A 21,661-nucleotide genomic window follows, 5' to 3' on the forward strand; every position below is an offset into this window, starting at 1 on the left:
CCGTGACTACCTCCCTTGCGACGCGCACCGCCCTCGGCGCGTGGGGCGTGGTGCTCGTGCTCGCCGTGTGCTGGCCCTTTGTGCTGCCCGGCGAGTTCCTGTGGCGCGACATGGTGCTGCTTGACCGCCCGGCCCTCAGCGCCGCCGCCTTCGGCGCCGGAGATCTTCCCGCGCGCAATGCTCCACAGGACGGGGTGCTTGCCCTCTTTGGCGGGGCGTGGCTGGCCAGGGTTTTTATCCTCGGCGCGGCGAGTGCCTCGGCGTGGGTGGCGGGTCTATGGACGTGCCAGCGCCCACAATTCAGCCCGTGGGCGGCGGCCGCGGCAATGGCGTGCGCGGTGGCCAATCCTTTCGTCATCGAGCGCCTCCTGCAGGGCCAGTGGTCGCTAGCAGTCGCCGCCTGGTTAGCACCCGTGATCGCGTGGGGTTGCTTGAGCGCTCGCCCGCGCGTGGCGTGGCTGGCGCTGTGGGCCGCGTCCTTGACGCCCACCGGCGGGCTCTTCGGGGGACTCATCGCGGTTGCCTGTGAGCGCGAAGGGCGAAGAAGGTGGCTCTTCGCGGGCGGCTCAGTCTTGTTGTGGTTGCCGTGGTTGGTTCCCAGTCTCGCGGCCGGAAATCCGGGAACCCACGGCGACCCCGCCGCCCAAGCCGCGGCCTTTGCCCCGCGCGCGGAGGCCTACGTGGGTGCGGTTGGCTCGCTGCTCGGCTTCGGCGGCATCTGGAATGCTGCGGCGGTGCCGGCGTCCCGCGAGCATGGCTTCGCTCTAGCAGGCCTGGCCGTCGCCGCCCTTGCCGTTCTGGGCGCCACCCGCCTTCCCCGGCGCGAGCTGCGCCCGCTCGCGGCCCTGGCTGTTCTCGGCATGAGCCTGGCCGTCCTCGGCGCACTCGCCCCCGGGGTCACCGGTTTCGCCGTGGAGCACATCCCCGGCGCGGGTTTGCTGCGCGATTCCTCCAAGCTCACTCTCCTGGCCCTACCGCTGGCTGTGGCAGGCATCGGAGCCCTGCGCCAACTACCCGCCGCACTCGCCCTGTGCGCCTGCCTGCTCCAGGCCCCCGATGCCCCTAAGGAGCTCGCCGTGTTACGCCCACGCGAAACGGGCATCGACCGCCAGCTCGTCGAAGACCTCGACGGGCGCCTGACCTTCTTCGCCGATCGCCCCGCCATGGTGCCGCTCGACGGCGGCATCGCCCTCGACCCCTACTCCAAGGCCGCCAACAAGCTCGACTCCGGGGCGCTCACCGTCGACGGCATAAACGTGGATGAGCCCTCACCCCGCTACTTAGCGGCCGCCGAGGCCTGGGGCAACCGCGACCTCGACCGGTTGGAGGAACTCGGCGTGGGCGCGGTCGTCGAAGCGGGAAGCATCGTTGCCACTACCAACGCGCAACCGGCACCCGCCCCGTGGGGGCTTAGCGCCGCCTGGTGCGCACTTCCGCTTCTAGCAACTCTTCGAAGCGCGCGCCGGTTTTCTCCCACGAAAAAGTAGCCGCCAACTCGCGCGCCGCGTTGCCTAAACGGTGGCGGAGGAGGGGGTCGGCCACAAGCATGCGCACCGCCGGCGCGAACTCCTCCTCGCGCTGTACTAGCACACCGGTTTTGCCGTGGATAACGCTGTCTTGCAGGCCAAACGCATAACCTACTGTGGGCACCCCATGTTGGGCCGCCTCCATGACTGCCAAACCCCAGCCTTCTTTTCGAGACGGCATGAGGTGGACGTCGGCGCGCGCAAGCAGCGCATGCTTATAATCCTCCGTCACCTGACCACGGAAGCGCACGCGCGCCTCCACCCCGTGGGCGCGCGCATACTCGCGCAGGTGGGATTCCCACCAGCCGGAACCGATGACGTCGAGAAGCGCGCCCGGAATCCGCGCCACGGTGTCCATGGCATGCTCAATCTGCTTGTGCGGCACCAGGCGCGACAGCGTCACCAGGTGGATGTCGGCCTCGCGCTCCAAGGTGGGCACGTGTGACGGCAGGGGGTCCACGCCGTTCTCAATGATGTGCGCGCCGTGAATCCCCAGCTTCTCCAGGTCACGCTTCGAGGCCTCCGAGACCGTCACCCACGTGTTCTCGCGATACAGCGCGGGCACCACGCGAGATTCCAGGAACCACCCCAGCCGCGCCAGGACGGGCCCGGCCACCGGCCACTGCTCGCGGTGGCAGTGGTGCGTCAGGATCACCACGGGCGCGCGGGTGGCCAGGCGCGCGAAGAAGGGAATGCCGTTGTGGGTATCCACCACGACATCAGCGCCGCGCAAAGCGCGGCGCCCCAATAAAATCGACAACAGAGCGCGCGGGTACACGCTGAACTTGGCCCCGGCGCGCGAGTAAAGCACGCCGTTGCGGCGCTCGCGCTTAGCGGCGTTCATGTGGCGCGCGGTGCGGAAGACCACCTCGTGGCCCTGGGCAGCGAGGTATTCCCCGACGCGCTCGAGGTAGCGCTCGGAGCCGCCACCTTGCGGGTGGGTGGAATCGCGCCAGCACAAAAGAAGGATTTTCATGACGATGCTTTAGCCTAGTGGGTTATGAAACGCACCCGTGCCTTGGCCACACTGCGCCGCTCCTGGCGGCTGCTGCGCTCCTTCCGTTTTGAGCAGACAGCACCCGCGATCTTTTATGGGGGGCTGGCTGAGGACACCGCCGCGCTTGTCGACGCCCTCTCCCGCGACCAGTCTTTGTCCCTCACCGGCGCGCGCGTGCTCGACGTCGGGGGAGGGCCCGGCTATTTCGCGTCGGCCTTTGCCCAGCGCGGGGCCAGCTATGTGGGGCTGGAGCCGGACGTGGGCGAGATGTCCGCCGCCGGCATCGAGGTGGCCCAGGCTGTGCGCGGCGATGGCACGCGCCTGCCTTTCGCGGATGACACCTTCGACATCACGTATTCCTCCAACGTGGCCGAGCACATCCCCAATCCGTGGGACATGGGCGAGGAGATGCTGCGCGTAACCAAGCCCGGCGGGCTGGTGATCGTGAGCTACACGGTGTGGCTGGGACCCTTCGGCGGGCACGAAACCGGCCTGTGGGAGCACTACGTGGGCGGCGAGTTCGCCCGCGACCGCTACACCCACCGCCACGGCCACCCACCGAAGAACGTCTTCGGCACCTCGCTCTTTGCGCTCTCCGCCCGCGAGGGCTTGGACTGGGCGCGACGTGAATCGTCGCGTGGTTCGGAGCTCGTCGCAGCTTTCCCGCGCTACCACCCGTGGTGGGCCTGGTGGGTGCTCAAGGTGCCGGTGCTGCGCGAGTTCCTCACCTCTAACCTGGTCCTCGTCCTGCGCGCTTAATCCCCGAAAACGCCGAATGCTCCCCCGCAGGGGAGCATTCTTTAGATGCGAAGACTAGGAGGCAGACTCAACGCGCTCCTTGAGGGCGGAGAACTGGTCCCACACCTCAGACGGAACGCGGGAGCCCAGGAAGGTCAGGTACTCCTTGTTGTCTTCCATGTCGCCAGCCCAATCGGCCGGGTTCACGGCAAGCGCCTCGCGGACGTCCTCGATGTCGAAGTCCAAGCCGGTGAGGTCGATATCCTCTGGGCGGGCGGTGTGGCCCACGACGGTCTCAACGGCGTCGACGTTGCCCTCGATGCGGTCCACGATCCACTTAAGAACGCGGGAGTTCTCGCCGAAGCCCGGCCACAGGAAGCGGCGGTCCTCACCGCGGCGGAACCAGTTCACCAGGAAGATGGCCGGCATGCGGTCGCCGCCCTTTTCGCCCATATCGATCCAGTGCTGCAGGTAGTCACCGGCGTTGTAGCCCATGAACGGCAGCATGGCCATCGGGTCGTGACGCAGGGCGCCGACTTTGCCCTCAGCGGCAGCGGTCTGGCCGGAGGAGAGCAGGGCGCCAATCATGGTGCCGTGGTTCCAGTCGAAGGCCTGGGTCACCAGCGGGACGGTATCCGCGCGGCGGCCGCCGAAGAGGATGGCGTCAATCTTGACGCCCTTCCAGTCATCAAACTCCGGCGCAGCGGACGGGCACTGGGTAATCGGCACGCAGTAGCGGGAGTTCGGGTGCGCAGCCTTGGTGGTCGAAGCCGGGGTCCAGTCGTTGCCATGCCAGTCGATGAGGTGCTCCGGGGCCTCGCCCATTTCCTCCCACCAGACATCGCCGTCGTCGGTCAGCGCGACGTTGGTGAACAGGGTGTTTCCCGGCTCCATCGTCTTCATGGCGATCGGGTTGGAGTCGTAGTTAGTACCCGGTGCCACGCCGAAGAAGCCGTTCTCCGGGTTGACGGCGTACAGGCCGTCCTCGCGCAGCTTCATCCAGGCGATGTCATCGCCCACGACCTCAGCCTTCCAGCCCGGGATGGTCGGGGTAATCATGGCCAGGTTGGTCTTACCGCAGGCGGACGGGAAGGCGGCCGCGATGTGGTACTTCTTGCCCTCCGGGTTGGTGAGCTTCAGGATGAGCATGTGCTCTGCCATCCAGCCCTCTTCCTTCGCCATGACGGAAGCGATACGCAGCGCGTAGCACTTCTTGGCCAGGATGGCGTTTCCGCCGTAGCCGGAGCCATAGGACCAAATCTCCTTGGTTGCCGGGAACTGCGTGATGTACTTCTTGTCGTTGCACGGCCACGCGACATCCTCCTGGCCCGGCTCCAGCGGAGCACCGACGGAGTGCAGGGCGTGGACAAAATCGCCGTTGTCCCCGATCTTGTCCAGAGCCTGCTGACCCATGCGGGTCATGATACGCATGGAGAGCACGACATAAGCGGAGTCAGTAAGCTGCACGCCGAGCTTGGGGTCCGGGTCGCTAATCGGGCCCATGCAGAAAGGCACCACATACATGGTGCGGCCCTTCATGGAGCCGCGGAAGGCCTCGGTCATCTCTTCCTTCATGGCTGCCGGCGGGGCCCAGTTATTGGTCGGTCCTGCGTCCTCGGCAGTCTCGGTGCAGATGAAGGTACGGGACTCCACGCGCGCGACATCCGACGGGTTCGAGCGAGCCAGGTAGGAGTTCGGGCGCTTCTCCTCGTTGAGCTTAATCAGGGTGCCCTTCTCCACGAGTTCAGCGGCGAGACGGTCAGCCTCCTCCTGGGAGCCATCTACGAAGACGACCTCTTCCGGCTGGAAGAGCTCGACGCTCTCACTGATCCACGAAATAAGCTTCTCGTTCTTCGTGGGCAGTTCACCTACAAGGCCCTTAATGGTTGCGGTCATCTCACATTCTCCTGTGGTCGGTGTGGCCAGGGTGCTTTATATCGCCGAAGGTTTCCCCTATCGACGTTTCACCAACCAGAGTACGGATACTGGTGATAACAGAATGTGTAATACAGCCCACCCCGGTTATATCCACCCTGGTTAACCCGACTAACCCAAGGACAACGAAGTGTGAATTAAGGCACGCAGCCACCAAAGATACCCCCGCACAGGGGTGGATTTTCTTTGGGTTGCCCATCCCGTACGCCCGTCCCGCTACCCCCACGGCGTCCTGTGTGGCCTCCACCTGGACGCCCCTCCGCCCTCCACGGCGCGGCACGTTGCCCCTCACCCCTGCTTAAGGGAACAATGTCAACTGATGAATAGTGCAGACTCCTCCCAGAATCCCGCCGCGCAGATGCCTCATGGCCGCGGCCTCCAGACGGATTTCAACGCCGAGTTCAACAATGATTTGGACTACCCACGCCTCGGCAACGTGACCTTCCGTCGCGGCACCCTCACCGACAACCAGAACGCCCTCTTCGAGGAGCACTGGCCTCAGTTGGGACGCCTGCTTGCCGACGAACCCCTCGACATCCCTGCCTGGTTCGGCCGCGAGGGCGCCAAGACCATCGTGGAGATCGGCTCCGGCACCGGTACCTCCACTGCCGCGATGGCCCCGTTGGAAAAGGACACCAACATCGTTGCCGTCGAGCTCTACAAGCCGGGCCTAGCCAAGCTGCTGGGCTCCATCATCCGCAACGACATTGAGAACATCCGCATGGTCCGCGGCGATGGCATCGAAGTTCTCATGCGCATGTTCGCGCCCGAGTCCCTCGACGGCATCCGCATCTTCTTCCCGGATCCGTGGCCCAAGGCCCGCCACCACAAGCGCCGCATCATCCAATCCGGCACGCTCAACCTCTTCGCTTCCCGCCTCAAGCCGGGCGGCGTGCTCCACGTGGCCACCGACCACGCCGGCTACACCGAGTGGATTAACGAGCTCGTCGAGGTCGAGCCCTCCCTCGACTACAAGGGCTGGCCCTGGCCGGAGTGCCCCATCCTCACCGACCGTCAGGTCATCACCAAGTTTGAGGGCAAGGGTCTGGATAAGGAACACGTCATCACCGAGTACCTGTGGGAGAAGAAGTAATGGCCGGCACCTACCTTTTGGTGTGGGATGCGCCCAACATGGACATGGGGCTCGGCGCCATCCTCGGCGGGCGCCCCACCGCCGCCTACCGCCCACGCTTCGACGCCATCGGCCGCTGGCTGGTGGAGCTGGCCTTCGACAACGACGCCACTCCCGAAGCCGCCGTCTTCACCAACGTCACGCCCGGCGGCGCCGACGTCATCCGCCCGTGGGTCGAGGCCATCCGCAACGTCGGCTTCGCCGTCTTTGCCAAGCCGAAGCTCCACGAGGACGATGATGTCGACCCCGACATGGTCGAGTACATCAAAGCCAACCGCGAGAACCTCTCCGGTGTCATCGTGGCCTCGGCTGACGGCCAGAACTTCCAACACCTGCTGGAACAGCTCAACGCTTCCGGCCTGCCCACCTGCGTGCTCGGTTTCCACGAGCACGCCTCCTGGGCACTGACCCACCCCGACATCGAATTCGTCGACCTCGAAGATATCGAGGGCGTCTTCCGCGAGCCGCTGCCGCGCGTTAACCTGGATAATCTACCTCCAGGCGGCGCCTGGCTGCAGCCTTTCCGCCCGCTGTCCGCGCTGCTTCCGGAGCGCGCGCCCGAGCACAGTTAGGAGCCGCATGTTTTATTCTTGGGGCCGTTTCTCCTACGCCCACCGCAAGGTCATTCCGCTCCTCATCGTCGGGCTCATCCTCGGCCTCTTTGTCGGCTTCGGCACGCGCCTTGAGGAGCGCATGAGCCAGGAGGGCTGGGAGGACCCAGGGGCGGCGTCGACAAGCGCGGCACAGATCGAGCTGGAGACCTTCGGCCGCGACAACTCCGGCGACGTCATCCTGCTTTTCGACGACCCCGATGCCCACGCCGCCGAGGCCAAGGCCTTCCTCGACGAGCTCCAGACCCAGTACCCGGAGCAGATCGACTCCGTCACCAGCTACTTTGATAAGCGCAACCCGAACCTCATCACGCAGGACCACTCCACGGCCTTCGCCGCCATCGGTCTGAAGGGCGACGGCGAGCAAACGCTCAAGGACTTCCGCGCCATCGAGGATTCCCTGCACTCCAGCGGGCTGCCCGTGCAGGTAGCGGGTGCCACCGCCGTGGCCGATGCGCTGGATGAGGGCATGGCCAAGGACATCTCCCGCGCGGAGAAGGCCGCCCTCCCGCTTGTCGGCCTTCTGCTCCTCGTAGTCTTCGGCTCCGTCGTCGCGGCCTTCATGCCGCTCGTCGTGGGCGGGCTATCCATCCTAGGTTCCTTGGGTATCCTTTCCATCCTGGCCGGCTTCCTGCAGGTCAACGTGTTTGCGCAGGCCGTCGTCACGCTGCTGGGCTTGGGCCTGGCCATCGACTATGGCCTGTTCATGGTTTCGCGCTTCCGCGAGGAGCTGGACAAGGGCCGCAGTACCCAAGAGGCCGTGGCGATCACCACCGCCACCGCCGGCCAGACCGTGGTCTTTTCCGCCGCGATGGTGGCCGTGTCCCTCTCCGGGCTCTTCCTTTTCCCGCAGGCCTTCCTCAAGTCCGTGGCCTATGGCTCCATCTCCGCCGTCGGCCTCGCCGCACTCCTGTCGGTGATGGTGTTGCCGTCGTTGTTTGGCCTGCTGGGCCCCAACATCGACAAGTGGACTGTGCGCAAGACCTCGCGCCGCGGGCGCCGCATCGAGGACACGTGGTGGTACCGGATGCCGCGCTGGGCCATGGGCCGCGCGGGTCTGATGACCACCGCTATCTGCGCGCTGCTCATCGCGCTGACCCTGCCGGTGCTGGGCGTGAAATTCGGCGGCATCAACGAGACCTACCTGCCGCCCAACCAGGACGCGCGCGTGGCGCAGGACCAGTTCAACGAGCAATTCCCTTCCTTCCGCACCGAGCCGGTCAAGCTGGTGGTGAAGAACGCGACGAATGAACAGCTTGTCGACGTCGTCATGCAAGCCCGCTCCATCCAAGGCCTTACCGAGCCGATGGGCCCGAAGACCGCGACCGTCGACGGCACCACCGTCCTCGGCGCCGGCATCCAAGACCGCGATGACTACGCGCGGATCGTCCACGAGCTCGAGAACATTGAGGCACCGGAAGGCGTGGAGCTCTACGTCGGCGGTACCCCGGCCATGGAGGTCGAATCCCTCGACGCGCTCTTCGACACGCTGCCCTGGATGGCCCTCTACGTGGTGCTGGCCACCTTCATCCTCATGGCGCTGGTCTTCGGCAGCTTCATCCTGCCGCTGAAGGCCATCATCATGACGCTGCTTTCCCTGGGTGCGACGCTGGGCATCTTGACGCTCATGTTCGTCGACGGCCTCGGCTCCGGCCTGCTCAACTTCACCGCCGGCCCGCTCATGAGCCCGATTCTGGTGCTCATCATCGCCATCGTCTTTGGCCTGTCCACGGACTACGAAGTCTTCCTGGTTTCGCGCATGGTGGAGGCCCGCCGCCGCGGTGCGTCCACGGACGAGGCCATCGCTGCGGGCACCGCGCACACCGGTGGCATCATCACGGCGGCCGCGCTCATCATGATCGTGGTCGCAGGTGCCTTCGGTTTCTCCGACATCGTGATGATGAAGTACATCGCCTTCGGCATGATTTTCGCCCTGCTTATCGACGCCACCATCGTCCGCATGCTCCTCGTCCCCGCCGTCATGCACCTGCTGCGCGAGGACAACTGGTGGGCCCCGCGCTTCCTCACCCGCCTGACCCATCGCCTCGGCGGCGACAACACTCCAGCTGCCGAGCCGGACCTAGCCACCGCATCCGCTGCCGCGCCAACGCCCACCGCCCCAGCGCTGAACAACGAAGAGGCCGCACCGGCTAAACAGGCTGTGCCCTCCACCACCGTAACTACCGAGCGGGACGAGCCGCGTTCTTCGGCTGGATCCACCGGGCAGGCAGAGAAACCGGTTGTTCCCATTACTCCCACAGCACCTGTCGAAAAGCCGGGCTCGCGGGGCGAGGTAGAGGGGACGTCGGCAAGCAGGGCAAGCGAAGCCGCCGTACGCGGGGACCGCAGCGCCGACACTGACGCGGAGCTCATCCCCTTCTCCGAGCTGGTCAAGCGCCTCAAGTCCACGGATGGTCGATGAAGAAGAACTGGCTGACCTGGATAATCTCCCTGCTGATTCTGGCCGCGCTAGCGTGGTTCTTCCGCGACCAGCTGGACTTCATCTCCGAGGGATTGCGCCGCCTGCGCCACGCTGAACCTTTCCCCGTGGTGCTGGTGGTGTTCTTCGCACTGCTCTCCATCGCGGGCATGGCGGAGGTGATGAAGCGGCTCATCGGCGCGGGCGGCGTCAAGGTGCCGCTGCGCGAGACCTACGCCATCACGCTGGCCTCCAATGCGTGGTCCACGACTCTGCCGGCGGGCCCCGCCTTTTCGGCTTTGCTCACCTTCCAGGTGCAGCGCCGCTGGGGTGCGTCGGTGGCGCTGTGCAGCTACTTCCTGTTTTTATCCTCGATCATTAGCTCGATGTTCCTCGCGCTCATTGGCTTGGGCGGGGTATTTTTCCTCAACGCGGATATGGCTCTGGGATCGCTGATCACCACGGTTGTCCTCATGCTCGCGGCGCTCGGGGGCATCTTCTGGCTGACCTCGCACCCGGTGACCCTTGAGCGCTGGCTGCGCAAGCTGCGGCCCGGCCCGAAGCGGGACCGTGCGATTCAAGAGGTGCGCAACTTGGGCGAGGTCCACCTTTCGCGTGGCCCCTTTGCTGTGGTTGCTGGGGCGTCGCTGGTTCACCGCCTGGCCGATATGGCAGCGCTGTGGGCCTCCGTGTGGGCGGTGACCGGGGAGATTCCGTGGCTGCGCGCCGGCGCCGATGACACCACCCTGGCCGGTGTTGCCCTAGCCTTCCTCGCGGCGAAGCTGGCCGGCTCCGCACAGGTCACCCCGGGTGGTGTGGGCACGGTGGAGGCCGCGCTCATCACCCCGCTGGTGGCCACGGGCCTGACCGTGGTGCACGCCACCTCCGCCGCCATCATCTACCGGCTTATTTCCTTTGCGCTCATCACTATCATTGGATGGGTCATCTACTTCGCTCATTACGCCCGCGATGGCTTCTCTTACGCGGCGTTGAACCGGAAGGAATCCTAAATGCGCGTCGCCCCGCTTATCGACGTCCTCGCTCTCGCCCTCTTCGCCATCCTCGCCCGCCTGGCGCACGGTGGTCTGAGCTTTAGCTCGTGGGTTGATGCCTTCTGGCCGTGGACCGTGGGCGCGTTGGTTGGCTGGGTCATCATCATGGCGGCGAAGCTGAGCGGCCTGTGGAAGGAGGGCGTCGTCGTGTGGCTGAGCGCCATCATTGGCGGCATGGCCCTGTGGATGCTGGTCAACGGCCGCCTGCCACACTGGTCCTTCCTCATCGTGGCCACCGTGATGTCGGCGCTGTTCTTCTTTGGTTGGCGCGCCATCGCGGCCTTTGCGTCCCGCTCCCGCGCATAGAATCTATGTCATAGTCGGTTACCCGTCGACCTACTTTCATCCTTTTACGCCTTTGAAAATTAGTGTTTGAGCTGGGAGTTTAGCGTTCCGGTTGCGGGGTGCTTCGGGCCGGTTTAGTGTGTGGGGCATGAAGTTGGGGGACTTACTCGGGGTACTCGCTCGCGGCATGCACGTCGTGTCCTTGTGCGCTGGCCACACCCGTGAGGAGATGCTGGCGCTTGGCGCGACGCCGCGCATAGCACGGCAGCTCGAAGGACTTCACCGCGTTTATTTTGGCCAGACTGCTTTCACTGCCAAGCAGCGCCGCGCCCGGGAGACTGACCATGCGCTGGATACGCTGTTACAGATTGAACGGCATGTGTCGCGCGTCAAGAACTCACGCCAAGCATGGGACCTGCGAGTGGAGTTGTGTGGGACACCCGAGGGTGAGATTGCGGGCGTGGCGAAGCGCCGGCTCGCGGAGCTCAAGCCCGAGCCCACTCCTGGCGTCCGTGTGCGACGCAGTACGGGCGGCATGCACAAGCTCATCATCACCGACCGCCCGCGCGCGATTGCCAATCTGGTAGGCACGCTCAAAGCCACCTCGGAGGATCTGCTGAAGGCAGTCCACGAGGTCTTTTCCGGCAGTGGGGCGCCGAAGCCGGCGTTGCATGCTCACGTCATTGTGCGCCTTGAACAGCTGGACAAGATTGTGCGCGGCGAGGGCGATGACATCCTTCTGCAGGCTACCGACGGCGGCACCATGACGGGCGCTGAGTTCCTTCACACGACGTTCGACGAGCGTGGCTTCGTCTCCCTCTTTCACCCAGTCGAGGGGCCGGTCAATGTGTATCACGGCAGCCGCTTCGCCAACGATAAACAGCGGCTTTTGCTCAGCGCAGAGCATCCGACGTGCGCTTGGCTCGGCTGCACAAGACCGGCCGCGGAATGCCAGATGCACCACATCAGACGGTGGCAGGATGGCGGGCCGACGAACCTCGACAACCTCGTGCCGCTATGTAAGTACCACAACGCTATCAACGACGATGACCCCGCACGCCCCACATATCGCGGGCGCATCGACCGCATCGAAGGACGCATGGCCTGGCTGCCTCCCGACGGTGGACCGCCAGTCCTCCTTCCCAGCCCGGTCTGGGAGTAGATCAAAAAAGCCCCTCCACAAGGAGGGGCTAGAAGCGCTGGCTTACTTCGAGCTCAGGGCGCCAACGTTCACGCCGGCCTGGTTGAGCAGCATGATGACGAGGTTGATGATGTCACCGCTGAGGTCAAGAACGCTAGAGAGCATTGGGTTTCTCCTTTGATTGAATTCCTAGTCTTTAGGCTTATCGGATAGAACGGGCCCGCATGTTACGCCCCGTGCCAGGGCACGCAGCGGAGGTTTAGGTCGCCCGGTGAGCATGCACCCCGGAGCAGCTAACACGAGGCAGTGAACCCCTGTCAGCTTCAGAACGCTAGAGCGGGGAGATGGTGTGCTTCTTGGGCAGGTCCTTCTCCTGCTTATCGGCCAGCTGGCGCAGCGCGCGGCGCAGGGCCAAGCGCGACTCGGAGGGCTTAATCATGCCATCGAGGTAGCCGCGCTCCGCGGCGACATAAGGCGCGGTCATGGTCTCGTCGTAGAAGTCCATGAACATCTTCTTCGTCATCGCGCGCTGCTCCGGGGTCTCGGCGGCCTCGAGCTGCTTGCCCGCAATCATGACCACCGCGGCGGCCGAGCCCATCACTGCAATCTGAGCCGTCGGCCACGCCAAGTTGATATCACCGGTCAAGTTCTTCGAACCCATCACGGCATACGCGCCGCCATAGGCCTTGCGCACAATCAGCGAAACCTTCGGCACGGTAGCCTCCACCACCGCAAACGCGAACTTCGCGCCGCGGTGAATCAAGCCCGCCTTCTCCTGGTCCACGCCCGGCAGGTAACCCGGCGTATCCACCACGAAGACCAGCGGGATGTTGTAGGCATCGCAAATACGGATAAAGCGCGCGCCCTTATCGGCGGCATCCGCATCGATGCAGCCCGCCGAGTGCATCGGGTTATTGGCCACAAAACCCACGGCCTTGCCATCAATACGGCCAAAGGCGGTGATGACGTTGGGGGCGTAGTTTTCTTGGATTTCGATGAGATCGTCGTCGTCGCCAAGCTGCGTGAGCAGGTCCATCATGTCGTAGCCGGCGTTCGTGTCATCCGGCATGAAGGAATCCAGCTCAGTGTCTTCAGCCACCTCGTCATCAGAAGGTGCGTCGAAGACCGGGGACTCGTCGAAGCAGGTCAGCGGCAGGTGATCCAGCAAATCACGAACCAGGTCAAAGGCCTCATCCTCCGAGGGCACCACGACGGACACGTTGCCGTTGAGCTCCTGCTGGCGGGCGGAACCCAAGTCGTGGGAAGAAATCTCCTCGCCCGTGACCTCCTTGATCACGTTCGGGCCCGTCACGTACATCTCCGCCTCACCATCGACGGCGATGATGAAGTCCGTGGTCACCGGCGCATACACCGCGCCACCGGCGGACTTGCCCATCATGATGGAAATCTGCGGGCTGCGACCACTAAGCGGCAGCTGGCGGCGGGCAATCTCCGAGTACATGGCCAGCGACGTCACCGCGTCCTGAATACGCGCACCGCCGGAATCCTGGATGCCGATGACCGGGCAGCCAATCTTGATGGCCAAATCCATGATGTCGGTGACCTTCTTGCCAAAGGTCACGCCCACGGAACCGCCGTAGACCGTCTTATCATGCGCGTAAATGCACACCGGGCGGCCGTTGATGCGGCCGTGGCCGGTGACCACGCCGTCGGAGTAAATCGCATCCGGGTCACCGGGGGTCTTGCCCAGGGCGCCGGTTTCGACGAAAGAGCCTTCGTCGAGAAGCGCGGCGATGCGTTGGCGCGGAGTCGAGCGGCCGGCCTCATCGCGGCGTGCCCGGGAGCGTTCACTGCCGGGATCCTGGGCACGCTCGAGGCGCTCGCGTAGGTCCGCTAGCTTGTCAGCGGTACTAGTCACTTCCGAATCTTCTCCTCGATCCATTCATCCATGTGCTTGCCCACGATACCGATTGCGGGCTCGTCGGGAACCGCCAGGTGGTCGCCCGGCAGCTGCACAATCTCCAGATCCTTCACGATAACGCCCCAACCGCCGTCCGGGTTAACTTCGGCATAGGCCGGCTCGAGCTCGATGGCGCCATCATGCATGCGCTCGGAGCGGAAGAGGATGACGGGCACGCTTACCGACGCCCACCGTCCCATATCCAGCGAGCCCAGAATCTGGTTGTCCACGAAGGATGCGCGCTGGTGCTCCAGCACACCGGCGGACAGGCCGTGTTCGGAAGCGTCGGTGGAGCTGAGGAATTCCGCGAGCATGGCCATGAGCGCATCTTCACCCACGGTCTCCAGCATCTCGTAGGGCGGCTCGAAGTCGAGGCCGTAGGTCTTCTTGGCAAAGGCTGCGTAGCGGCCCCAGCGGGCCTTGGTCTCCTCCAGCGTCTTCGGGGCCGGGTGGGCCGGCTGGGTGGTATCCAGCAGAGCGATGAAGGCAACCTCAGCAGTATCCTCGCCGCGGGCTGCGCGCTCCTGGAGCTGGTAGGCCACCTCATAGGCCAGCGCGCCGCCGAAGGACCAGCCGCCGAGCACGACCTTGCGGCCGCGCGCGTAGTGCAGGATGTCCTCGATGTAGGCGGCGGCGCGATCCTCCAGGCTGCCCTCGAGGCGCTCCACGCCATAGACCGCGACATCCGCCGGCAAACGACGGGTCAGCGGCTGGTAGACCACGGTGGTGCCGCCGGCCGGGTGGAACATGAAGACGGCGGGGCCATCGGCCTCGCGCAGGACACGGATATTGCCCTCAACCTCGGTTTCCAGTCCCTCGCGGACGAGGTCGGCCAAGTTCTCCAGCGCTTCGGCCTCGTGGACCTGCTGCACGGTGACCTCGATGCCGGCGCGCTCGGTGAGGCGCTCGGCAATCTTCTCAGCTACCTCTTCGCTGACCTGTGGCAGCGCGGACGTCACGCCGGCCGCGGCCTTACCTGTGAAGGTGGCCCAGGTGCCGAAGACCATGCGCTCCGAGGCATCGCGCGGGGCGACGCCGACGCCCACGGTCGCTTCCTCGGCTGATTCCGCAGCGTCCTTCGCGCTCACCGCGGACGAGTCGGCGGGCGCGGAAGGTGCGTCGGCGGCTGCATCGGCCGGTGCCTGTGCGGCAGAACCGGGCTGCTCGGACACGGCCTCTTCAACCATGGTGATGACGTCGGCGAGGGAGGCGTCGCGAAGCGCCTGCACCTGCAGCGGCGGAATCTGGAAGTCATTCTCCACGCGGTTCTTGATGCGCATGCCCATGAGCGAATCCAGGCCCAGGTCAATGAGCGGCAGCTCGCGCGGGAGATCGGAGACGTCGTAGCCCATGGACTCCGACACGATGAGTGCCAAGCGCTCCTCCACGCTCTCCGTCGCCGGGTCCCAACGCACGGCGTCGACGCCCACGTCGGGGTCAGCAAACTGCGGCGCGGTCACGGCCTGAGGCAGGCTCGGCTTGGCCGTCGGGGTGGGTTCTGCAAGGTTGAGGGTCGAGGCAAAACCTTCCGCAACGAGCTTGGTAGTCGCTCCATCCACGTAGTGCACCGCCACCGACAGTCCGCCCAGCGTGCGGCGAACGATCGTGGTGACCTCGCCCTTCGCGGGCAGATCCAGGTGCTCCTCGCTCGCCGCGATGTGCGCGCCCGGGGTGACGGCCTCGGCGGCTGCCTCCAGGATGGCCAGCGCGCTCGGCGCCTGGTCGGCGTTCGTGGAGAAGGCCACCGCGCCTTCCGGCAGGCTCACGCGCGCACCCGGCAGACCGGACACACCAGAAGAAGGGCGAGCATTGGTCCAGAAACGTTGGCGGCGGAAGTGGGTATGGGGGGCGTCGACAAACTCGCCGGAGCCAAAGACCTTGGTGTAATCCACCGGAGTTCCCGCGACGTAGAGCTTGCCCAGCAGGTCCAGCAGCGACTCGGTGGGGTCCACCTTGCGCTTCAGGCTGTAGAGCAGCTGCGCATCCGCCTTGCCCGCGGCAAAGGCGGTGGACATCAGGCCCATGAGCGCAATCGGGTTCGGGGAAATCTCAACGATCTGCATGTGGCCGGCCGCGAACGCCGCTTCCGCTGCCTCCTGCAAGTAGACGGGCTTGCGGGTCATGCGGATCCAGTAGTCCTCATCGTGCAGCACCGTACCGGGGCGGTAGACCTTGCCGCGGTCCACGGAGGAGAAGAGCGTCGTGTGCAGCGGGCGGGTCTCGATACCAGCGATTTCCGCGTAAAGCTCACCCAAGAGCGGATCAACGGCGGAGGTGTGGCCCGCGCCCTTGACGTTGAGTGCACGGGCGAACTTGCCCTCGCCTTCGAGGCGCTCCACCAGCGCGAGGACCTCCTCGCGCGGGCCACCCACGGTAGTCATGCCGGGGCCGGTGTACACGGCGGGTTCGATGGAACCCGGCAGGGCGTCAATCTCCTCGGCGGAGAGCTCGACGACGGCCATGGCGCCCTGCTGGTCCTCCGGAAGCGAGGCCTCGCCCTCGCCCATGAGGCGCGCGCGGTGGCAGGCGATGAGCATGGCGTCGGCCGCCGTGATGCCGCCCGCTGCATAGGCCGCGCCGATCTCACCCATGGACATGCCGATAACGCCGGCCGGGCGCACGCCGAAGGTGTCGAGCAGATCCGTCAGCGCGATCTGGATGGCGGTGATGGCCACCTGCGCGGTTTCGGTGTTATAGGTCTGGGCGTCGTCGTGCACCAGCTCCAGAATGGACCATCCGGATTCGCGCTGGACGATGACGTCGAGCTCCTCCAAGCGCTCCTTGAACAGCGGCGAGACCTCAATCATGTCCTTGGCCATCTTGCGGTGCTGGGAGCCGAAACCGGAGTACATGAAGACTGGTCCGTGCACCGACGGGGAATCCGCCGCGGCGATGCCCACGGAGACGGTTCCCTCGGAGACCTGGCGCAGGCGCTTAACAGCTTCCTCGCTTGACGACGCCACCACTACCGCCCGCGAGCGCCCATGGTTGCGGCGCGCAAGGGTGCGGGCCAGGGAAAGCAGGTTCGGGTTCTCTGCCTCGATATAGTCCGCCAAGTCAGAAGCCGCTGCAGCACGACGGGAGGGTAGCAGGCCGGAAACCGGCAGGGCTACTGGTTGGTCTTCGCCGATGGCGACCTGCGGAGCGTCCTGGTGGGTCAGCCCGCGGTAGTCCGTTAGAACAACGTGCGCATTGGTGCCGCCGAAGCCGAAGCCGGAGACACCCGCGACCTTCTGGCCGGAGTACTCGGGCCACTCGCGCGGGTCCTCGACCACTTCGAGGTGCTCGGCGTCGAAATCGATATAGCGGTTGGGGCCCGCGTAGTTGATATTCGGCGGGATGACGCCGTGGCGCATTCCTTCGATGACCTTGATGAGGCCCACCACGCCGGCGGCGGACTCGGAGTGGCCGATGTTGGTCTTGGCAGAACCCAGCAGGGTCGGGTTCGCGGCCTGGCGGCCCGGGCCCAACACGCGGCCGAGCGCGGTGGCCTCGATGGGGTCACCGAGGATGGTGCCGGTGCCGTGGGCCTCGACGTAGTCCACGTCCTGCGGGCGGATGCCGGCGTCGGCATAGGCGCGCTCGAGGACGTCGACCTGCGCCTCCGGGTTGGGGGCGGTCAGGCCGTTGGAGTGGCCGTCGGAGTTGACCGCGGTGCCCTTGATGACGGCGTGGATGGTGTCGCCATCGCGCTCGGCGTCCTCGAGGCGCTTGAGCACGAGCACGCCCGCGGCATCCGCGCGGACGATGCCATCAGCATCATCGGAGAAGGCGTGGATGGCGCTGGTGGGCGAGGTGACACCCAGCTCACTGAAGCCAATGGAGGCGTGCGGCGAGGCCAAGATGTTCACGCCGCCGGCAAGTGCCGTATCAGCCGCACCCACACGCAGGTCCTTGACCGCCTGGTTGACCGCCACGAGGGAGGCAGAGCACGCGGTGTCCACGTTGAGCGATGGCCCGCGCAGGTCAAAAGCGTAGGACAGGCGGTTGGCCACGATCGCCGAAGACGTACCCGTCATGGCATAGGGATGCATCTCAGCCGGGTCGGCGGTAATGAGCATGCCGTAGTCATTGTTGGTGGAGCCCATGTAGACACCGGTGGCGGTGCCGCGCAGCTGGTTGGCAGGCACGCCGGCATCCTCGAGGGCCTCCCATGCCACCTCTAGAAGAATGCGCTGCTGCGGGTCCATATTGGCCGCCTCCAGCGGGGAGAGGCCAAAGAACTCGGCGTCGAAGGAGGCGATGTCCTCGATGTAGCCGCCGTCGGTGTTTTGCTGCTCCATCTTCTCGCTGGTAATTGGGTCGGAGGAGTACTCCGACCAGCGTCCGACGGGCAACGGGCCGGTACCAGCGCGGCCCTCGACGAGCATGGTCCAGAACTCGTCGACGTTCTTGGCTCCCGGGAAACGGCCGGCGTAGCCGATGACGGCGATGTCCCCGCCCGCGAGGGAAGCAGAACGCGGCGAAGCCCCACGCGGCGCGCTTTCTGCCGGGGCGCCGGATGCGCCGTTGACAAGGCGCTCTGCCAGCTGCGCAATGGTGGGATACTCATAGGCCACGGTGGGTTCAAGCTTAATGCCGAGGAGGTTCTCTAACTCGCCGGAAAGGACCACTGCGTCACGCGAGGACAGCCCGAAATTCTCCAGCGGCTTGGTGTCCGTGATTTCCTCTGCCGACAGGCCGGTGGTCTGCGCAACCCAAGTGCGCAGCCAGCCACGAAGCTCTTCAACGGTCATAAATCTCTAGCTTTCTTACGCGGACTAAAACTAACTAAATGTGCGGTCGATTTTGCGCAGCACAAAAGCGCGCACATCGATGCGTCTATAGGGGTTATCGGACGATTATCCCACTTTGTTAACTTGGGTTTCATAACCGACATACCCACAGGCAGCAGCAACCCCCGCCCCGCAGTAGCGCGGAAACGGGGGGTTGAAAGGCGCGAACTTTAGGAGGCGAGGTAGCTCTTCTTCGCCACGCGGCGGGCAATCTTGCCCGAGGAGGTGCGCTTAATCTCATTAGCGTTGAACCACTGGATGGCGGCCGGCGTCACGCCGTGGTGCGCGGAGACCGCGGAGCGGATTGCCTCGGACGCGGCGGCGTCATCCGCTGGGTTGGCACCGTCGGCGCGCTCAATGAGCAGAACGAGCTCCTCGGTGCTGCCACCCTCCACGGAGAAGGCCGCGATGGAATCCGCGCGCACGTGGCCCGAGGCCTCCTGCACGGTGCCTTCGATGTCCTGCGGGTAGTGGTTACGGCCAGCCACCACGATGAGGTCCTTGAGGCGTCCGGTGATGTAGAGCTGGTTATCCACGATTGCTGCCAGGTCACCCGTGGCCAACCAGTTGTTATCCTCCGGCGCGTTCGGCACGCGGGAGCCCTCCGCCAGGCGCTCGCCCAGCGTGTTGTGGAAGGTCGAGGCGGTTTCCTCCGCGCGGTCCAGGTAACCGGCCGCGCGGTTATCACCGTGGAGCCAGATTTCGCCCACGCGACCATCCGGCAGCTCTGCCTTGGTCTCCGGATCCACGATGGTCAGGTGCTGCGCCACCACGCCCTGACCACAGGAAGCATAAGCCACGGAGTCCGCGGACTTCTCCACGATGACGGCCTCGCCCGCGGCCAAGCGCTCGCGGTCGAAGTGGGAGATAATCGGGCGCTCCGGGGTCTGCGGGGTAGTCACAATCAGCGAAGCCTCCGCCATGCCATAGGAGGGGCGAAGGGTATCGCGGCGCAGGCCGTATTCTTCCTTACCGAAGACCTCCCAGAAGGAATTCACTGCGGACTCCGTGACCGGCTCCGAGCCAATCACGATGCCATCGACGTTGCTGAAGTCCAGCGTCTCACCTTCTGCCGGCGCGCCGTAGCGCGCGGCGAGCTCGAGAGCGAAGTTGGGAACCACAGCGTAGGTTCCCTGCAGCTGCTCATCGATAGGCTGGCGCTTGAGCTGGTCAATCCACCGCTTGGGCTGCTGCACGAAGTCACGCGGCGTCATGATCTCCAGGTTGAAGCCCAGGATGGTCACGAAGGTTGCCAGGATGATGCCCATGTCGTGGTGCATCGGCAGCCAGGACACCACGCGCGCCGGCATCTTGATCTGCACCGCGGTGAAGATCTGCAGCACGTTGGTCATGATGTTGCGGTTGGTCAGCAGCACGCCCGCCGGGGTGCGGGTGGAGCCGGAGGTGTACTGCAGGAAGGCCGGGTGATCGATCGGCGCGGTCTGCAGCGCAGCCAAGGCCGCCTTGCCCTCTTCCGTCTCCAGCGGGTTCACCCAGCTCTGCGCCAGGGAGTCCGGCAGAGAGTCAATCGAGATGATGCGCGGGCGCTCAGACGCTGGGCGGTCCGCGAAATAAGCGCGGTTCGCCGCAGCTGAAATGTTGTTGGTCAGAACGATCGACGGGTTGGCATCGCCGAAGACTGCCCGCAGGTGATCGGTGTGGCCGGGCTCGTTCGGATCGTAGAGCGGAAGCGGCGTCATGCCCGCGTACATCGCGCCCAAGAAGCCGAAGATGTACTCGGGAGAGTTGCCCGCCAGGATGGCCACGCGGTCCCCCATCTTGCCCACCTGCTGCAGGCGTGCTGCCACCGCCTTGATGCGGGTATTGACCTGGGAGCGGGTGATATCGCGCGGGGTGCCCTCTGGGTTATCGGTATAGACCCACTGGCGCATGACCGGGCGATCCGGGATTCCCGCCTGCTGCTCCGAGGCATAGACGTGTTCGGCGAGCCCCGCCAACGTGAGGTGAGGCGGCAGGGCAATGTTGCCCTTCTCGTCGAAGAACTGGCCGATCAAGGCTTTCAGGTCCATGTGGGAAAGCTCCTTCGTAGGGTAGAGAGGGGCACGCACCCCTACTTCACGTACTTTTGACATTGAAAATATCAGAAGAGATGTGCCGAGCGTTACATGGCGCGCGGTGAGGTGGCGTGCGGGGGCCGTCGCCAAGCGCTAGTGCGCGTCGATGGTGTCCTTAGCCCACTGCGTGACCCACTGGTTGGCCGTGGTTCCTTCGATAACGTCCGGATTGTAGGCATACAGTGCATGAACGCCGTTGGCGTCGATGAGATCCCGCGCACGCTCCAGACCATTGCTGACGTCCAGCGGGGCATCACAAATGGAATCATTTGGCGCACAGATTTGGAAGGTGCGGTCCGCCAGCTCTCCGAAGCCGTTGGCGCGCTCGCCGCGCATGGTGGCGCCCGGGACGATGCCCTGAATCAACGTGGAGACGGGCTGCAGGGCAATCTCCGCGCCCACGCCGCCGACGTGCGCGCCCGGGTTAATACCTACGCCGTCCTGGCGGCGCCCATCCGCAATGAGTGCGACACCCGCCACGCTCTCCGCGGGCACGGGCCCGTTGCCGCCGCTAATCCGGTCCGCCACATCACCCGCGATGACCGCTCCCTGCGAAAACCCGCTCAGGATGAATTTCGTATTCGGACAGGTGTCGTGCATGTAGGTCAGCTCGCCCTCTAGGCGTGAGGTTCCCTCGTTGCGGGAATCGTCGTAGCTCATCTCGTGCTGCGCGTTGATGTTCTTAAACTGCGCGGTATAGGGCAGCGTCCACACCTTGACGTCTTCGGGGACGTAGGCCTCCTTCAAGGGATTCGTGATCGACAGCATGAAGGAGTTCGGGTTCGCCCCGGGGTTGATCGGATCATCATCCGCAGCGGATTCCCACGTTCCCGGCGCGGAGATGAATTCCACGCGCGGGCACCAGTCTGGCTGCTCGGGGCTCGTGTCGCCCTCCTCCTGGGAGGGGCCGGGCTCCGCCAAGTTCCCTTGCTCTCCTTCCTCATTGGTATTGAGGAAGTGGACCGCTCCCCCGCCAATCACGGCCAGGAGAACAACGACAGCAAGGACGGTGAGTGTTTTACGCATGAAGAAATTTCTACCTTGACAAGGCGCG

The 21,661-nt window shown here is 65.0% G+C and carries 14 protein-coding genes; 8 read left to right on the top strand and 6 right to left on the bottom strand.

Annotated features, from left to right (window positions below):
* Nucleotides 1–2 precede the first annotated feature (2 nt).
* Nucleotides 3–1,487: an MmpA family trehalose lipid delivery protein gene (locus tag CAURI_RS12320; RefSeq protein WP_012715342.1), complete on the top strand. Its 1,485-nt coding sequence runs from the start codon at nt 3–5 to the stop codon at nt 1,485–1,487.
* On the opposite strand, the gene CAURI_RS12325 is transcribed toward CAURI_RS12320, so the two are convergent.
* Nucleotides 1,411–2,502 carry a glycosyltransferase family 4 protein gene (locus CAURI_RS12325; protein WP_010188587.1) on the bottom strand — a complete coding sequence of 364 codons (1,092 nt, stop codon included), beginning with the start codon at nt 2,500–2,502 and terminating at the stop codon, nt 1,411–1,413. The genes CAURI_RS12320 and CAURI_RS12325 overlap by 77 nt on opposite strands.
* A 24-nt stretch (nt 2,503–2,526) precedes the next feature.
* Here CAURI_RS12325 and CAURI_RS12330 point away from each other — a divergent pair, with 24 nt between their 5' ends.
* Nucleotides 2,527–3,282, top strand: a complete 756-nt coding sequence (locus CAURI_RS12330) for a class I SAM-dependent methyltransferase (protein WP_010188586.1) — start codon at nt 2,527–2,529, stop codon at nt 3,280–3,282.
* 54 nt (nt 3,283–3,336) lie between these two features.
* Here the strand turns inward: CAURI_RS12330 and CAURI_RS12335 are convergent, their stop codons facing one another.
* Nucleotides 3,337–5,157: a phosphoenolpyruvate carboxykinase (GTP) gene (locus CAURI_RS12335; protein ID WP_010188585.1), complete on the bottom strand. Its 1,821-nt coding sequence runs from the start codon at nt 5,155–5,157 to the stop codon at nt 3,337–3,339.
* 358 nt (nt 5,158–5,515) lie between these two features.
* Between CAURI_RS12335 and trmB the strand changes: the two genes are divergently transcribed.
* The 6 genes from trmB (at nt 5,516) to CAURI_RS12365 (ending at nt 11,857) form a co-directional block, all read left to right on the top strand.
* Complete coding sequence (gene trmB, locus CAURI_RS12340) at nt 5,516–6,289, top strand: tRNA (guanosine(46)-N7)-methyltransferase TrmB (RefSeq protein WP_010188584.1); 774 nt, start codon at nt 5,516–5,518, stop codon at nt 6,287–6,289.
* Nucleotides 6,289–6,900 (top strand): NYN domain-containing protein, encoded by a 612-nt coding sequence (locus CAURI_RS12345; protein WP_010188583.1) that lies wholly within the window; start codon nt 6,289–6,291, stop codon nt 6,898–6,900. The genes trmB and CAURI_RS12345 overlap by 1 nt, the downstream gene beginning before the upstream one ends.
* A gap of 7 nt (nt 6,901–6,907) precedes the next feature.
* Nucleotides 6,908–9,361 carry an MMPL family transporter gene (locus CAURI_RS12350; RefSeq protein ID WP_010188582.1) on the top strand — a complete coding sequence of 818 codons (2,454 nt, stop codon included), beginning with the start codon at nt 6,908–6,910 and terminating at the stop codon, nt 9,359–9,361.
* Nucleotides 9,358–10,368 (top strand): lysylphosphatidylglycerol synthase transmembrane domain-containing protein, encoded by a 1,011-nt coding sequence (locus CAURI_RS12355; RefSeq protein WP_010188581.1) that lies wholly within the window; start codon nt 9,358–9,360, stop codon nt 10,366–10,368. The genes CAURI_RS12350 and CAURI_RS12355 overlap by 4 nt, the downstream gene beginning before the upstream one ends.
* A complete protein-coding gene (locus CAURI_RS12360) occupies nt 10,369–10,716 on the top strand; it encodes a DUF3054 domain-containing protein (protein WP_010188580.1) in 348 nt (115 codons plus the stop codon).
* 127 nt (nt 10,717–10,843) lie between these two features.
* Nucleotides 10,844–11,857, top strand: a complete 1,014-nt coding sequence (locus CAURI_RS12365) for an HNH endonuclease signature motif containing protein (protein ID WP_010188579.1) — start codon at nt 10,844–10,846, stop codon at nt 11,855–11,857.
* Nucleotides 11,858–12,167: 310 nt separating this feature from the next.
* Here CAURI_RS12365 and CAURI_RS12370 read toward each other — a convergent pair whose 3' ends face one another.
* The 4 genes from CAURI_RS12370 to CAURI_RS12385 form a co-directional block, all read right to left on the bottom strand.
* A complete protein-coding gene (locus CAURI_RS12370) occupies nt 12,168–13,715 on the bottom strand; it encodes an acyl-CoA carboxylase subunit beta (RefSeq protein WP_010188576.1) in 1,548 nt (515 codons plus the stop codon).
* Nucleotides 13,712–18,493 carry a type I polyketide synthase gene (locus CAURI_RS12375; protein ID WP_010188574.1) on the bottom strand — a complete coding sequence of 1,594 codons (4,782 nt, stop codon included), beginning with the start codon at nt 18,491–18,493 and terminating at the stop codon, nt 13,712–13,714. The genes CAURI_RS12370 and CAURI_RS12375 overlap by 4 nt, the downstream gene beginning before the upstream one ends.
* 209 nt (nt 18,494–18,702) lie before the next feature.
* Nucleotides 18,703–20,562, bottom strand: coding sequence for a FadD32-like long-chain-fatty-acid--AMP ligase (locus CAURI_RS12380; RefSeq protein WP_010188572.1), 1,860 nt, complete (start codon nt 20,560–20,562; stop codon nt 18,703–18,705).
* 138 nt (nt 20,563–20,700) lie between these two features.
* Nucleotides 20,701–21,633 (bottom strand): cutinase family protein, encoded by a 933-nt coding sequence (locus CAURI_RS12385; protein ID WP_010188566.1) that lies wholly within the window; start codon nt 21,631–21,633, stop codon nt 20,701–20,703.
* Nucleotides 21,634–21,661 lie beyond the last annotated feature (28 nt).

It is taken from the genome of Corynebacterium aurimucosum ATCC 700975 (genome assembly GCF_000022905.1).
Classification (GTDB): Bacteria; Actinomycetota; Actinomycetes; order Mycobacteriales; family Mycobacteriaceae; genus Corynebacterium; species Corynebacterium aurimucosum_F.